At 56.4% G+C, this 15,377-nt stretch carries 14 protein-coding genes; 2 read left to right on the top strand and 12 right to left on the bottom strand.

Going from position 1 to position 15,377, the window contains the following annotated elements:
* Positions 1 to 40: 40 nt before the first annotated feature.
* Complete coding sequence (gene greA / locus DUD43_RS04425; RefSeq protein WP_153229308.1) at positions 41 to 517, bottom strand: transcription elongation factor GreA; 477 nt, start codon at positions 515 to 517, stop codon at positions 41 to 43.
* A gap of 407 nt (positions 518 to 924) precedes the next feature.
* Complete coding sequence (locus DUD43_RS04420) at positions 925 to 2,250, bottom strand: solute carrier family 23 protein (RefSeq protein ID WP_153229307.1); 1,326 nt, start codon at positions 2,248 to 2,250, stop codon at positions 925 to 927.
* Positions 2,251 to 2,570: 320 nt separating this feature from the next.
* Here DUD43_RS04420 and DUD43_RS04415 point away from each other — a divergent pair, with 320 nt between their 5' ends.
* The gene (locus tag DUD43_RS04415; protein WP_153229306.1) at positions 2,571 to 3,209 is read left to right on the top strand and encodes a histidine phosphatase family protein; all 639 of its coding nucleotides are present in this window, start codon (positions 2,571 to 2,573) and stop codon (positions 3,207 to 3,209) included.
* A 21-nt stretch (positions 3,210 to 3,230) separates the two neighbouring features.
* Here DUD43_RS04415 and DUD43_RS04410 read toward each other — a convergent pair whose 3' ends face one another.
* The 4 genes from DUD43_RS04410 to carA all read right to left on the bottom strand — a co-directional run bounded on the left by DUD43_RS04410 (position 3,231) and on the right by carA (position 9,467).
* Positions 3,231 to 4,001 (bottom strand): SDR family oxidoreductase, encoded by a 771-nt coding sequence (locus DUD43_RS04410; protein ID WP_153229305.1) that lies wholly within the window; start codon positions 3,999 to 4,001, stop codon positions 3,231 to 3,233.
* Between the two features lie 13 nt (positions 4,002 to 4,014).
* Entirely contained in the window at positions 4,015 to 4,911 is an 897-nt protein-coding gene (lpxO, locus tag DUD43_RS04405) for a lipid A hydroxylase LpxO (RefSeq protein ID WP_153229304.1), read from the bottom strand.
* Positions 4,912 to 5,052: 141 nt separating this feature from the next.
* The gene (gene carB, locus DUD43_RS04400; RefSeq protein ID WP_153229303.1) at positions 5,053 to 8,295 is read right to left on the bottom strand and encodes a carbamoyl-phosphate synthase large subunit; all 3,243 of its coding nucleotides are present in this window, start codon (positions 8,293 to 8,295) and stop codon (positions 5,053 to 5,055) included.
* Between the two features lie 8 nt (positions 8,296 to 8,303).
* Positions 8,304 to 9,467: a glutamine-hydrolyzing carbamoyl-phosphate synthase small subunit gene (gene carA, locus DUD43_RS04395; RefSeq protein WP_042483754.1), complete on the bottom strand. Its 1,164-nt coding sequence runs from the start codon at positions 9,465 to 9,467 to the stop codon at positions 8,304 to 8,306.
* A gap of 169 nt (positions 9,468 to 9,636) precedes the next feature.
* On the opposite strand from carA, the gene tal reads away from it, so the two are divergent.
* Positions 9,637 to 10,599 (top strand): transaldolase, encoded by a 963-nt coding sequence (gene tal, locus DUD43_RS04390; protein WP_153229302.1) that lies wholly within the window; start codon positions 9,637 to 9,639, stop codon positions 10,597 to 10,599.
* A gap of 52 nt (positions 10,600 to 10,651) precedes the next feature.
* On the opposite strand, the gene DUD43_RS04385 is transcribed toward tal, so the two are convergent.
* From DUD43_RS04385 to DUD43_RS04360, 6 genes are all read right to left on the bottom strand, one after another.
* The gene (locus tag DUD43_RS04385; RefSeq protein WP_153229301.1) at positions 10,652 to 11,389 is read right to left on the bottom strand and encodes a class I SAM-dependent methyltransferase; all 738 of its coding nucleotides are present in this window, start codon (positions 11,387 to 11,389) and stop codon (positions 10,652 to 10,654) included.
* A 287-nt stretch (positions 11,390 to 11,676) separates the two neighbouring features.
* Positions 11,677 to 12,471, bottom strand: coding sequence for an ABC transporter permease (locus DUD43_RS04380; protein ID WP_009463067.1), 795 nt, complete (start codon positions 12,469 to 12,471; stop codon positions 11,677 to 11,679).
* A 1-nt stretch (position 12,472) separates the two neighbouring features.
* Positions 12,473 to 13,279 carry an ABC transporter ATP-binding protein gene (locus DUD43_RS04375; RefSeq protein WP_153229300.1) on the bottom strand — a complete coding sequence of 269 codons (807 nt, stop codon included), beginning with the start codon at positions 13,277 to 13,279 and terminating at the stop codon, positions 12,473 to 12,475.
* On the bottom strand, positions 13,272 to 14,312 hold the full coding sequence (locus DUD43_RS04370) for an ABC transporter substrate-binding protein (protein ID WP_153229299.1): 1,041 nt from the start codon (positions 14,310 to 14,312) through the stop codon (positions 13,272 to 13,274). Before DUD43_RS04370 ends, DUD43_RS04375 begins: the two co-directional genes overlap by 8 nt.
* Before the next feature lie 103 nt (positions 14,313 to 14,415).
* Positions 14,416 to 15,027 carry a recombination mediator RecR gene (gene recR, locus DUD43_RS04365; RefSeq protein WP_003803396.1) on the bottom strand — a complete coding sequence of 204 codons (612 nt, stop codon included), beginning with the start codon at positions 15,025 to 15,027 and terminating at the stop codon, positions 14,416 to 14,418.
* The gene (locus tag DUD43_RS04360) at positions 15,027 to 15,353 is read right to left on the bottom strand and encodes a YbaB/EbfC family nucleoid-associated protein (protein ID WP_153229298.1); all 327 of its coding nucleotides are present in this window, start codon (positions 15,351 to 15,353) and stop codon (positions 15,027 to 15,029) included. Before DUD43_RS04360 ends, recR begins: the two co-directional genes overlap by 1 nt.
* Positions 15,354 to 15,377: the final 24 nt, after the last annotated feature.

Here is a 15,377-nt window from a genome sequence, read left to right as displayed (position 1 = left end):
TCGAATCAACAGCAGGGCAAACCTGCTGTCAGAGGCAAGATCAAACGTAATTGATCGTCAGGATTTCGTATTCACGAATACCGGCGGGCGCCTTGACCTCGACCACATCGCCTTCGCTCTTGCCAATCAGGGCACGAGCCACGGGGCTGGAGATGGAGATCTTGTTGGCACGGATGTCGGCTTCGACGTCGCCCACGATCTGGTACGTCACGGTGTTGCCGGACTCCAGGTCCTCGATTTCAACCGTGGCACCAAACACGATACGGCCATCCGCCTGCAGCGCAGCCGGTTCGATGATCTGGGCATTGGACAAAGTGCCTTCCAGTTCGGCAATCCGACCCTCGATAAAGCCTTGGCGCTCGCGCGCGGCATCATACTCGGCGTTCTCGGACAAATCGCCTTGTGCTCGCGCTTCAGCGATGGCGTTAATTACATCCGGGCGTTCCACCGTCTTGAGGCGGTGTAATTCGACTTGCAAACGTTGTGCGCCCTGCGCAGTCAATGGGATCGCAGACATAGTATTCCTGCTCAACAAGTAAAAGACGCTCCGTAGCAGGAGCGCCTGGAAGATAGGGGGATAACGATGATGGGGCAAACAATCAAACAGGTTGAATCGGCCGACTTGAAAGTCCTGCTGACCCTACAGCGTACGTTCAAACACACTGCTCAAGCCAAACCTGCCGGCTGCCCCAATATGGCTTTTCCGACACAGAGAAATTCTGTGGCAGAAAAAAACCCCGCGAAGAACCGGGGTGTGAGATCTATTGTCGGCAAACTGCCTGAAAATAGCAAGCCCCTGAAACCCCTGTGTAAAAAAACAGAGGCTCAAGGGCCAAGGGTTTGGAACAGGCCATTTCAAGACTAGCGACAGGCTGCTGCTCAAACTTCTCGGAGCCGGGCCAGTATTGATCAGCCTTGGGCCGACTACAGCATATTCTGGCGACGGCCTCGCAGCAGAGCGTGCAGCAAGATGGCACCAAAAGTGGCGCAGCCAATGCCGTCCAGACGAATCACGCCAAACTGCAAGGAGAAGTTACCAGCGCCCAGAATCAGGGTGACGGCAGCCACCAGCAGATTACGGTTATCGCTGAAATCCACCTGGTTCACCACCCAGATACGGGCACCAGCAATGGCAATCAAACCAAACACCACGATGGACATGCCACCCAGTACAGGACCAGGAATGGACTGGATCACCGCGCCAAACTTGGGCGAAAAACCCAGAAAAATCGCAATTACGGCGGCAAAGGCAAATACCAGCGTGGAGTAGATACGGGTAGCAGCCATTACGCCGATATTTTCAGCGTAGGTCGTCACACCGGTACCGCCCACGGAGCCGGACAGCATGGTCGCCACGCCATCACCCACGAAGGCACGACCCAGATAACCATCCAGATCCTGACCCGTCATGGCGCTAACAGCCTTGATGTGCCCCAGGTTCTCGGCCACCAGAATGATGGCCACTGGCACAATCACGGTCATGGCATGAGCCTGGAACACAGGAGCAGCAAAGCTGGGCAGACCCAACCAGGCCGCTTGCGCAACCGGCGCAAAGTTGATGGGCGTGCCGTAGCCCATCACGTTGGTGAAAACCCAGTACAGCACGCAAGCCAGAGCCAGACCCACCAGAATCAGCAAACGCTGGGCAACTCCACGGGTGTAGACCGCGATACCGCCCACGCACAGGACGGTCATCAGGGCCATCATGGAATCGAAGGTGCCGCTACCCATGGCGCCCTTGGCGGCAATAGGAGCCAGATTCAGGCCAATCACCGCCACAATCGAGCCGGTAACAACAGGCGGCATCCAGTGGTTGATCAAACGCGCTGCCCCACCCTGGGTACGGGCATTGAACACCCAGACCAGAATACCGATCAGCGTGTAGACCAAACCGCAGATGATAATGGCCCCCAAGGCCACGCCAATATTGGGATTCGGGCCGCTGCCAGCGTAGCCGGTAACCGCAATCACACCACCAATAAAGGCAAAGCTGGAACCCAGGTAGCTGGGAACCCGGCCACCGACAAACACAAAGAAAATCAGCGTACCAATACCGGACATCAGGATGGCCAGATTGGGATCAAAGCCCATCAACAAGGGAGCCAGAATGGTGGAGCCAAACATGGCCACCACGTGCTGCGCACCCATGGCAATGTTTTGCGGTGTGGCCAGACATTCGTCGGGCTGCACAACCGCACCGGGTTCGCTGCCGGACACACGGCGCCAACGCGGGAAGTAAGACTGAGACATAAAGGGTTCCAGAAAAGGAATAAAGAAATACAGCGCAATTCGTTAGACGTTGGCGCAGCATACCCGCAAGGGACTGGCCGATTCGTTGAGGCATGATTTTAAACGTGAAAGACTCAACAAGGCACCTGAAAATAAGGCAGTACGCGGTAAACCCCAACATGGTTCTAGCTAATAGAGGTTTCAAACTGCCTTTTGGCGTCGATGCTCGCGCTATATGCGGTATATACCCCCTCTATCTGCCTGCGCTTGACGGGCCCATTACAATAGACAATCAGCCTGCCTTTGGCAGTCCGATTCCCTAGCAGAGTGATTACACCAGCATGAGTACGTCTATTTGTCTGATCCGCCATGGTGAAACCGCCTGGAATGCCGTACGCCGTTTACAGGGCTGGCAGGATATAGAACTGAACGAGACTGGCCGCGAACAGGCCCGCGCCCTGCAAAGCTATCTGAGCTCCCCAGCGTTTCACATGTCTGTGGACGCCGTCATCAGCAGTGATCTGCAACGCGCCTCGGAAACAGCGGCGATTGCCTGTCAGCACTGGGATATTGAAGTCCAGCACGTTCAGGGGCTACGCGAGCGCGGCTTTGGCACACTGGAAGGCCAGGCCTGGGATGCAGCGGGTCGCCACGGCCCCGATCAGCCAGACGACACGGTGGATATCGACTACGCGGTAGAAGGTGGTGAGTCGCTACGCCAATTCCAGACACGGATACTGAGCTGCTTTGAAGAGCTGTCCCAGCAAAATGCAGGCAAGAACCTGCTGGTTTTTGCACACGGTGGCGTTATTGATATGGTCTGGCGCAAGCTGAACCAGCAACCGCTGAATGCAAAACGCACTCACGCAATTCTGAATACCAGCCTGAACTTCTTCAGCATTGATGCAGACTTGAACTGGACCTGTACGCAGTGGGGGCAGTTACCACATCTGAATACGGCGCTGGACGAGCAACGCTAAGCAGCCTGTTTCAGGGCAAGCTCAGGAGTCTTTCTTCAAGCGCGGCTTGCGCGGTGCTCCACGGGCCAGGCGATCGTACAGCCAGTTGGGCAGCAGACGCATCAGACGGGACACAATACCCATCGGCCAGGGGATGACCCGGTAGGAAACACCCTGCTCTATCGTTTTACGGGCTTTACGGGCAAAGTCCTCGGCAGGCATCAGGAACGGCATGGAGTACGGATTATGCTCCGTCATGGCCGTGCGAATATAACCGGGAGTAATGGTGACCACGGATACACCGTGCAGCGATAGCTCCAGACGCAGGCTTTCGCAATACGCAATGACCGCGGCCTTGGAACTGCTATAAGCACCTGCACCCGGCAAACCACGTATACCGGCCACGCTGGCAATGCCCACCAAAGTGCCCTTGCCTGTCGCTTTCATGGTGCCGATAAAGGGTTCGAAAGTTGCCACCATGGCCAGCAGATTCGTATCCACAATGGCTTTGAAGACAGCGAAGTCTTCGGTTTCTTCCGTCAAGGTGCCAGCACTGATTCCTGCACTGGCAATGACCACATCAATCTTTTGCCCCGTGAACTGCAAAAAGTCCTGGGCCGCCTGATGCAAAGCGTCTCTGTCACGCACATCCGCAACGTAAATACGGTGCTCACCGGGCAGGCTGTCGGCCAGCGTCTGGAGTTCTTCCTGACGCCGTCCCAGCAAACCCAGGCAAGCGCCCTGGGCTGCGTATTCCTGGGCCAGCGCCTTACCCAAACCGCTGCTGGCACCTGTAATAAAGACGGTTTGCATCGTCAGCCGCACTTTACAGGAAGATCAGGGCTGCAATACCCAGCACCAGCAACCACTTGAGGATGTAGTACAGGGTTTCGTTCTTTTTCTTGATCGCCTTGCCGAAACGACGTACCGCATAAACCGTACCGAAAATACGGTTGATGCCACCCGTGCGGTCCCCTTCCTGGTTGGGAGCAGCAGCAGCGCGCAGCAAGAAACCACCCACGGCATGGTTGACCGCCTGAGCCCAGCGGTAACGCATGGGGCGCTCTACGTCGGCAAACAGGATGATGCGGTTCTGATCGGTCTTGTTTTCGGCATAGTGAATAAAGGTTTCATCAAACACCACAGCCTCGCCGTCACGCCAGTGATACCTCTGGCCGTCCACTTCGATATAGCAATCGGGGCTATTGGGCGTCATCAAGCCCATGTGAAAACGCAGCGAACCCGCATAAGGGTCGCGGTGACGCGGCAAACGGGCACCGGGCGGCAAGGAGGTGAACATGGCCGCCTTGATCGAAGGAATATCCTTGAGCAGATTGGTCGTCACCGGGCACAGCTCGCGCGCCGAAGGGTGGTCGGCGTCATACCACTTCAGGTAAAAGCGCGTCCAGCCGGTTTTGAAGAAGGAGTTGAAGCCCGCATCGTTGTATTTGTCCGAGGCCTTGATATGGCCCTCACCAAATAGCTGCTCGGCCTCGGCACGGATTTCGTCGCAGTGCTCCAGCAGCTTGTTCAGCTCGGGAAAGTGCTTCAGATCCAGATACGGTTCGTTGGGCACTGCCGAAAAGCCATACATGAAGACGTTCAGAGGAGCCGTGAAGGTGGAATGGTCCAGCAACTGGCGGGAAAAGCGGTGCCTGACTCGACCCCTGAAGTGCACAACAATCGTGCACACGATGAACAAGGCAAGAATGAACCATTTCACGACATGATCTCCAAAGAAGAAAACTTCTGCACTGTGCAGGCGGTGGCCTGCGTGCTGCCCCAATACGACGGCTTGGTCTTGTCTGATGCAAGAACAAAAAAAGGCGCACCGCTAAGGTGCGCCTTTCCAGCTGGGCAAGACTTAGTGTTTCGCGAGCAGAGCGTGCAGCTCTTGAACCGCGTAAACCTTCAAGCCTTCACCTTGGCTCAGATACTGCAAGCCTTGAACCGCAGCTACAGCACCGGCAATGGTGGTGTAGTAGGCCAGGTTGGCAGCCAGCGCATGTGTACGGATTGTACGCGAATCAACGATAGCGTTGCGACGCTCTTCAACCGTATTGATGACCAAGGAGATTTCGCCGTTCTTGATCATGTCCACAATGTGCGGACGACCTTCGGTAACCTTGTTCACCACTTGAACAGCCAGACCGGCCTGTTCGATGGCGCTGGCGGTACCGCGAGTAGCCACAACTTTGAAGCCCAGCGAAATCAGGCCACGAGCCACTTCAACGGCTTGAGGTTTGTCCTGAGCACGCACGCTGATGAAGGCCAGACCGCCCTTGGGCAGGTTCACGCTGGCAGCCATCTGCGACTTCACGAAGGCTTCGGCAAACGAGGTGCCCACGCCCATGACTTCGCCGGTGGACTTCATTTCAGGTCCCAGAATGGTATCCACACCAGGGAACTTCACGAAGGGGAACACGGCTTCTTTCACGCTGTAGTAAGGCGGCGTGACTTCTTCGGTAATGCCTTGCTCGGACAGAGTCTGACCGGCCATGGCACGAGCGGCGATCTTGGCCAGCTGCAAACCGGTAGCCTTGGAGACGAACGGCACGGTACGCGAAGCACGTGGGTTCACTTCCAGCACGTAAACATCACCGTCCTGAATGGCGAACTGCACGTTCATCAAGCCCTTCACGTTCAGGGCCTTGGCCATGAGTGCGGTCTGGCGCTTGATTTCAGCCACGGTTTCGTCGCTGAGCGAGTAAGGAGGCAAGCTGCAAGCGGAGTCACCGGAGTGAACACCAGCCTGCTCGATGTGTTGCATCACACCGCCCACAAAGACGCGCTCGCCATCGGCCAGGCAGTCCACGTCCACTTCCGTGGCGTTGTTCAGGAAGTGATCCAGCAGCACGGGCGAGTCATTGCTGACCTTGACCGCTTCGCGCATGTAGCGCTCCAGGTCTTGCTGTTCGTGCACGATTTCCATGGCACGGCCACCCAGCACGTAGCTTGGGCGCACCACCAGCGGGTAACCGATTTCAGCAGCCAGGGAAATGGCTTCGCCTTCGGTACGAGCGGTACGGTTTGGTGGCTGACGCAGACCCAGCTTGGTCAGCAGCTTCTGGAAGCGCTCACGGTCTTCGGCCACGTCAATGGATTCAGGGCTGGTACCGATGATAGGTACACCGTTGGCTTCCAGAGCACGGGCCAATTTCAGAGGAGTCTGGCCACCGTACTGAACGATGGTGCCCACTGGTTTTTCGATGTGGACGATTTCCAGCACGTCTTCCAGAGTCAGAGGCTCGAAGTACAGACGGTCGGAGGTGTCGTAGTCGGTAGAAACAGTTTCGGGGTTGCAGTTGACCATGATGGTTTCGTAACCATCTTCGCGCAATGCCAGAGCAGCGTGCACGCAGCAGTAGTCAAACTCGATACCTTGACCAATACGGTTAGGACCACCACCCAGAACAATGATCTTCTTCTTGTCCGTAGGATTAGATTCGCACTCTTCCTCGTAGGTCGAGTACATGTAGGCCGTATCGGTGGAGAATTCAGCAGCGCAGGTGTCCACACGCTTGTAGACAGGACGCACGTTCAGCTGGTGACGCAGTTTGCGCACTTCCGATTCCACGGTATCCAGCAGGAAAGCCAGACGGCGGTCGGAGAAACCACGGCGCTTCAGACCGAACAAGGTGTCGCGGTCCAGATCGGCCAGCGTCTTTTGTTCCAGAGCCAGTTCGATGTCCACGATCTCTTTGATCTGGGCCAGGAACCAGGGGTCGATCTTGGTCAGGTTGTGAACTTCGTCCAGGCTCAGGCCTTGAGCGAAAGCATCGCCTACGTACCAGATACGCTCTGGGCCGGGTTCGCCCAGCTCGACCTGCAGTTTTTCGCGGTCGGTGGTTTTCTGGTTCAGACCATCCACACCCACTTCCAAGCCACGCAGGGCTTTCTGGAAGGATTCCTGGAAAGTACGGCCAATGGCCATCACTTCACCCACGGATTTCATCTGGGTGGTCAGGCGCGAGTCGGCCTGAGGGAATTTTTCGAAGGCGAAACGTGGCACTTTGGTAACCACGTAGTCGATGGTGGGCTCGAACGAAGCGGGGGTAGCACCGCCGGTGATTTCGTTCAGCAGCTCGTCCAGGGTGTAACCCACAGCCAGACGCGCAGCAATCTTGGCGATAGGGAAACCCGTGGCTTTGGAAGCCAGGGCCGAGGAACGGGACACGCGCGGGTTCATTTCGATAACGATCATGCGGCCGTTATCGGGGTTCACCGCAAACTGCACGTTCGAACCACCGGTATCCACACCGATTTCGCGCAGTACGGCGATCGAAGCATTACGCATGATCTGGTATTCGCGGTCGGTCAGGGTTTGGGCAGGAGCCACGGTGATGGAGTCACCCGTGTGCACGCCCATGGGGTCCAGGTTTTCAATGGAGCACACAATAATGCAGTTGTCGGCGCGGTCGCGCACGACTTCCATTTCAAACTCTTTCCAGCCCAGCAGGGATTCTTCAATCAGCAGTTCGTTGGTAGGCGATGCTTCCAGACCACGACGGCAGATGGTTTCGAATTCTTCAGGGTTGTAGGCAATACCGCCGCCCGTACCGCCCAGCGTGAAGCTGGGGCGAATCACGACGGGGAAACCGGCTGTGCCGATTTCTTCAGCGATACGCTTTTGAACAGCCCAGGCCTCGTCCATGGAATGAGCCACGCCGGACTTGGCGGACTCCAGACCGATGGAGGTCATGGCGTCCTTGAACTTCAGGCGGTCTTCGGCTTTTTCGATAGCGGCGGCATTGGCACCGATCAGCTCGACACCAAATTTTTCCAGCACGCCATGCTTGGCCAGATCCAGGGCGCAGTTCAGCGCGGTTTGGCCGCCCATGGTGGGCAAGAGCGCATCGGGACGCTCTTTTTCAATGATTTTCTCGACAGCTTGCCAGGTGATGGGCTCGATGTAGGTGACGTCGGCCGTGTCCGGGTCCGTCATGATGGTGGCCGGGTTGCTGTTGACCAGCACAGTCCGGTAACCCTCGGCCTTCAGGGCCTTACATGCCTGGGCTCCCGAGTAGTCGAATTCACAAGCCTGACCAATGATGATCGGGCCTGCGCCAATGATAAGAATGCTTTTTAAGTCTGAACGCTTTGGCATAGTGCGATTTATTTATTGGCCTGGTGAGCAGCCATCAGGCTGATGAATTTGTCGAACAGCGAGGCAATATCGCGCGGGCCGGGAGTGGCTTCGGGGTGACCCTGGAAGCAAAACGCGGGGCGATCTGTCAACTCGAAGCCTTGCAGGCTCTGGTCGAACAAAGAAATGTGCGTGACCTTGGCATTGGCTGGCAAGGTGGTGGCATCCACCGCAAAGCCGTGGTTCTGGCTGGTGATGAACACGCGGCCGCTGGCCAGTTCCTGTACAGGGTGGTTGGCACCGTGGTGGCCGTTTTTCATCTTCAAGGTCTGAGCACCCACGGCCAGACCCAGGATCTGATGACCCAGGCAAATACCAAACACAGGCAGCTTGCGCTCCAGCAAGCCCTTGCAGGCTTCGATGGCGTAATCGCAAGGCTCCGGATCGCCAGGGCCGTTGGACAGGAACACGCCGTCGGGCTCATAAGCCAGCACATCGGCCAATGGAGTTTGCGCAGGCACCACAGTGACCTTACAGCCACGGTCTGCCATCAGGCGCAGGATGTTGGCCTTGACGCCAAAGTCGTAAGCCACCACGTGAAAGCGCTCGCCTTCGGGCTTGGAGAAACCTTGGCCCAGTTCCCACGAACCTTCGGTCCAGTTGTAGGTCTTGTCGGTGGTAACCACCTTGGCCAGATCCTGACCTTTCAGGCCAGGGAAAGAGCGGGCCAGTTCCAGAGCACGTTCGGCATCGTCACCGACCAGGATGCAGGCACCCATGGAGCCTTTCTCGCGCAGAATGCGGGTCAGCTTGCGGGTATCGATACCGGAGATGGCCACAACGCCCTGAGCTTTCAGGTAGTCGGGCAAGGACTGGGTGGAGCGGAAGTTGGACAGGCGGGCGGGACAATCGCGAATGACAAGCCCGGCAGCGTGGGCTTTGGTGGATTCGGAGTCCTCTGGATTGACACCGGTATTACCGATGTGCGGATAGGTAAGCGTAACAATTTGCCCGCTGTAGCTTGGGTCTGTCAGGATTTCCTGATAGCCCGTCATGGCTGTATTGAAAACGATCTCAGCAACACAGTGCCCCTCGGCACCGATTGATACCCCTTTGAATAGGGTTCCATCCGCCAGGGCTAGGACGGCACTAGTGATAGTGCGGGACTCCTCAGGAAATAAAGACGGCAGCACGTTAAAAACCCCGGATTCTGAAATTAATATTAAACCTTCTAATTATATGCTCAAACGGCGTTTTTCCGGTAGTTTATCGGTAATAACACTGAAACCAGGCACGAAAACTTGGAAAATCGACTACAGTAATCGATTGGTTTGATGGCTTTGCGATGGACTAGTAACAGACATGACTACTCAGCTTGACTCCCTGCGCCAGTGCACAACCGTAGTGGCCGATACGGGCGATTTTGAAGCGATGCGTGCGTATCGCCCTACCGATGCAACAACCAATCCTTCCCTGATTCTGAAGGCTGTCCAGCAAGCGGCCTATCGACCGTTGCTGGAACGCGTCATCACCGACCACCCTCATGCCAGCCTGGCTGAAACCAGCGATCTGCTGCTGGTCGCCTTTGGCCGCCAGATTCTGGATATTGTGCCGGGCCGTGTCTCCACCGAAGTGGATGCCCGCCTGTCCTTTGATACCCTGGCCAGCGTCGAGCGCGCCCGCCACATCATCCAGCATTACGAAAAAGCCGGTATCGCCCGCGAACGCGTGCTCATCAAGCTGGCCAGCACCTGGGAAGGCATTCAGGCCGCCCGAACGCTGCAAGCCGAAGGCATCAACTGCAACCTGACCCTCTTGTTCTGCCTGCCGCAAGCCATTGCCTGCGCCCAGGCCAAAGTCACCCTGATCTCGCCCTTTGTGGGCCGCATCTACGACTGGTTCAAGAAAACTGCCGGCCAGGACTGGGACGAAAGCGCCAACCAGGGCGAAAACGATCCCGGCGTACGCTCGGTACGCAGCATTTACGAGTACTACAAAACCTATGACATCCCCACGGAGATCATGGGCGCCAGCTTCCGTAATATCGGCCAGATCAAGGCCCTGGCTGGTTGCGATCTGCTGACCATCAGCCCGGATCTGCTGGGCCAGCTGGATGCGGCTCAAGGTGAAGTCCCTGCCATGCTGGATGTGGCCCGCGCCAAGGCCGTCGCCCCCGAATGGCGTGCCAGCAACGAAATAACCTTCCGCACCGACCTGAACCAAGACGCAATGGCCACTGAAAAACTGGCCGAAGGCATCCGTCAGTTCACCGCAGATGGCATCAAGCTGGATACCCTGATTCAACAGGCACGTCAGCAGGCTTGACCTATCCCTTCGCCCCCCTAAAAAAGGCCGCATAGATTGCGGCCTTTTTCTATCAACGCTCGCACAGCAAGCTGATTTGCGGACAGTTCTTCTCGTAGTCCTCCCAAAACCCTGGTGGATAGGCATCCAAAGCTTGCTGCGTCACTACCGGCGCCTGCCAGCGGAAGGAACGAAAACCTGCCTTTTTCAAGGCTGCTTCATAGTGTTGTCTGCCCCAGCGGTGATAGGTAAAGCGAATCGGCGGCCCCACATTGAAATGGGCCGTATGCCGAAAGCCCTCGTGGTATGGCTCCTCAGTCAACACTTTCAAGCCGTATTTGGCGACATCCTCCTTGCCCAACTGAAAATCCGGATTAACGGTATATGCCACCAAACGACCATCCGGTTTCAGATTGTCTGCCACCGCCTGAAACATCTGCTCCAGCTCCTGCAGCGAACGGGAATAATTGAACAGAAAAGCCGCAATGGCCCGGTCGAACTGCCCGATCACCCCCATTTCCAGTACATCCCCCACCCGGAACTCGATCTCCTCCTTTTGCTGTCTGGAAATGTCTTTGGCCTGATTAATCATGCTCTCTGAAATATCCACACCCACGACCCTGGCCGCCCCCTGCTCGTAGGCGCTGCGCCCGAAAAAGCCATAGCCACAGGCCAGATCCAGTACCGACTTGCCCTTCACCTCCCCCAACAATTGCTCCACAGTGGCCACCTCCGCCAAGCGGGCGGGCGAGGTCCGGTTGAACTCCTCGTAAATCGTACCGATTGCGTTGTAGTCATGCTGTTTTTCCATGTTCAACTCTCCATCTCCGTTTGTCTGAAAACAAAACCACGATGTATTGAGACTGCTTGAACCCACCGATCACGCGGTACGGCCTTTTTCTATAGCACTTTGTTGAAGCCGCTATCGCACGGAAAAAACATACCCCTGCATTTCCGGATCTTTTTCTATCTATTTAAGTGCCTAACTGTTTCCTGGCTCCTGCTACGAAGAGCAAACATAAAAAAAACCGGCTTCTGAAACAGAAGCCGGTTTTTCAACGCATAGCAAGCTAATCAATGACTTGATCAGGCATACGATCAGAGTTTCTCTGTACCGCCACCCTGAGGCCGCCAGGCCAGCAGGCGATCTTCAAACACACTGACCAGGCCATCCAGAATCAGCGCAAATACCGTCAGGACCACAATACCGGCGAACACCGTATTCACATCCAGCGTGCCCTCTGCCTGCAGGATCAGATAACCGACCCCACTGGCTGAACCCAGGTATTCACCCACCACAGCACCCACAAAGGCCAGACCGACCGAGGTGTGCAAGCTGGAAAACACCCAGCTGGTAGCCGAAGGAATGTAGACATGACGCAGCAACTGACGACGGCTGGCACCCAACATGCGGGCGTTATCCAGCAGCGTGGAGCTGACTTCACGCACACCCTGGTACACGTTGAAGAACACGATGAAAAACACCAGCGTCACCGCCAAGGCAACCTTGGACCAGATACCCAGGCCGAACCACATGCCGAAGATAGGCGCCAGAATCACGCGAGGCATGGAGTTGGCCGCCGTCAGGTACGGGTCCAGCAGGGCCGCCGCACGGGGCGACAGACCTAACCACAGGCCGCAAGCCAGACCGGCAATCGTACCGATGGCAAAGGCCAGCAGGGTTTCGCTCAAGGTCACGCCCAGGTGCAGGTAAATATCACCGTTGGTGACGAACCAGGCCCAGATCACCTTGACCACTTCCAGTGGCTGCCCAAAGAAGAAGGCCACTTTGGGGTCCAGCGTGAAGAAATGCCAGGCAGCCAGAATGACGATGAGCAGCGAGATTTGCCAGCCGCGCAGGGCCAGCTTGGATTGAGTAATAGATTTAGACATATCAGGCACGCTTTTGCTGGGCATAACCCTTCAGAACCTCATCACGCAGGACGGCCCAGATTGCCGCATGCAATTCGACAAAGCGGGGGTCGTTGCGTACTTCGGCCACGTCACGAGGGCGTGGAAGATCGACATGAAATTCGCCGATGGGGTGAGTGCCCGGCCCGGCAGACAGAACCACCACTCGATCGCTCATGGCAATGGCTTCGTCCAGGTCGTGAGTAATGAACAGCACCGCTTTACGCTGCGCCATCCAGATCTCCAGCACTTCGTTTTCCATCAATTGACGGGTCTGAATGTCCAGTGCCGAGAACGGCTCGTCCATCAGAATGATGTCGGGATCACGAATCAGGGTCTGGGCCAGCATGACGCGTTTGCGCATGCCGCCAGACATTTGATGCGGGTAACGATCCCCGAAACCACCCAGGCCAACCCGTTTGAGCCAGTCCTGGGCGCGAGCGCGGGCCTCGTCCTGCGGGACACCGGCAAACTCCAGACCGGCCATCACATTGGATTCGGCACTGCGCCAGGGCATCAGTGCTTCACCCTGGAACATGTAGCCAGCGCGCTCGTTCACCCCTTCCAGGGGTTTGCCGAACACACGCACTTCGCCCGACGAAGGGCTCAGCAAACCCGCCCCTACGTTCAGGAGCGTGGACTTGCCGCAGCCCGTTGGGCCTACAACCGACACAAATTCGCCTGGAGCAATGCTCAGGCTGGCGTCACGAACCGCTGTGTACGTACCTTTGCCATCCCGGGAGGCAAAAACACAGCTGATGTTATCTAAAGAAAGTGCCGCCTCAGACATTGGGGTACTTCTTGTTGGCATTTTCAGCAAATTCGTTGGTGTAGATCTTGCTGATATCAATCTTGGATGCATCCAGATTCGGCACAAAAGCGGCCAGTGCATTCAAGGCGGTAGTCGGGCCATCAGAATCAACCAGACCATCCGGCGAGAGTGCTTCTTTATTGGCATCCAGACATTGCTTGTAGAGCTCTACATCACCCAGCAGGTAGGTCGCAGGCACGGTCTTGGCAATGGTTTCAGCGTCGTTGGCCTGAATCCATTTGTCGGCGCGCACGATGGCGTTGGCCAGAGCCTGAGCCGTGTTCGGGTTCTTGGTGATGAAGTCTTCAGAGGCGTACAAGCAGGCCGAAGGCATATTGCCACCAAAAATGGTCTTGGTGTCAGCAACAGTACGGGTGTCAGCAATGACGCGCACTTCGTTTTCTTTGAGCAAGGTGCCGATAACCGGGTCCAGGTTGGCCATGGCATCGATCTGACCTGTACGCATGGCGGTCACGGCACCGGCGCCAGCGCCCACACCGATAAAGGCCACGTCCGAGGGTTTCAGACCGTTTTGTTCCAGATAGAAGTTGACCATCATATTGGTCGAGGAACCGGGTGCAGTCACACCGATTTTCTTGCCTTTCAGATCGGCTGGCGACTTATAGTCAGCCATCGTCTTATTGGACACAGCCAAAACAATGGCGGGCGCACGTCCCTGCTGCACAAAGGCACGGTACATCTGGCCCTTGGCCTGCAAATTGATTGTGTGTTCAAAAGCGCCCGATACCACATCGGCACTACCGCCCACGACGGCTTGCAGGGCTTTGGAGCCACCGGCAAAGTCCGCCACTTTGACTTTGAGACCTTCGTCATCAAAGTAGCCATTGATCTCGGCAATGGACAAGGGCAGATAGTAGATCAGCGCTTTGCCACCGACGGCAATCGTGATGCTCTTTTTTTCTATTTCCTGTGCACGGGCCAGAGTTGGCAGCGAAAGTGCCAGTCCCGATGCTCCAACCAGCTTGAGTGCATGACGACGTGTCAGTTTCATGGCAATCCCCTTCTTGTTGTTGGTCATTAACTATTTAGGTTTGATACTTATACTAAAAACAAAAGGGGGATACCCCCCTTGTCCGCTACGCGGTCAAACCTGATTAGGTGGCGCGACGCTCCATCAAGGCCCAGGCAATGGTGCTGGGGTCTACATACTCCAGCTCGCTCCCAGCTGGCACACCGCGGGCCAGACGAGTCACTTTCAAACCTTGGCTAGTCAGCATCTCCGCCAGATGATGGGCGGTGGTCTCGCCCTCTGCGGTGAAATTGGTCGCTAGAATCACTTCCTGCACTTGGCCATCACCGGCTCGCTCTAGCAAGCGGTCAAATTGCAAGGCATCCGGGCCTATGCCTTCCAGCGGCGTCAAACGCCCCATCAGCACATAGTAAAGACCTCGATAGCCATGCGTAGCCTCAATCATGTTTTGATCAGCAGGCGTCTCCACCACACACAACAACGCCGGATCACGGCGGGGATTGGCACAGGTTTCACAGATAGGTTGGACAGTGAAACCATTGCAGCGCTGGCAGTGCTGCAGTGCCGTCGTGGCATGTTCAAGAGCGCGGCTCAATTGGTCGGCGCCCACCAGGTCGTGTTGCAACAAGTGGTAGGCCATGCGGCGAGCACTACGCTCGCCCACACCGGGTAACCGACGCAGAGCCTGGATCAGAGCCCGAAGTGGTTCGGGCTCAGCGATCTGCGGTTCGTTCATTAGAACGGGAACTTCATACCGGGTGGCAGTGGCAGGCCAGCGGTTACACCCGCCATTTTTTCCTGCGATGTTGCCTCGGCTTTGCGCTGTGCATCGTTAAAGGCAGCAGCAATCAAATCTTCCAGCATCTCTTTTTCGTCTTCCAGCAGGCTGGGGTCGATAGAGACGCGGCGCACATCATGGCGGCAGTTCATGGTGACCTTGACCAGACCACCACCGGAAACGCCCTCGACCTCGATATCGGCCAAGGCTTCCTGGGCCTTTTTCATGTTTTCCTGCATTTGCTGCGCCTGGCGCATCAAGCCGGCAATCTGACCTTTCATCATGGTTTGGTTTTCCTGATTGATATA

The organism is Alcaligenes faecalis (assembly GCF_009497775.1).
Lineage (GTDB): Bacteria > Pseudomonadota > Gammaproteobacteria > Burkholderiales > Burkholderiaceae_B > Alcaligenes > Alcaligenes faecalis_D.
The sequence above is the reverse complement of the archived record's forward strand: the minus strand, read 5'-3'. Positions and strand labels throughout refer to the sequence as shown.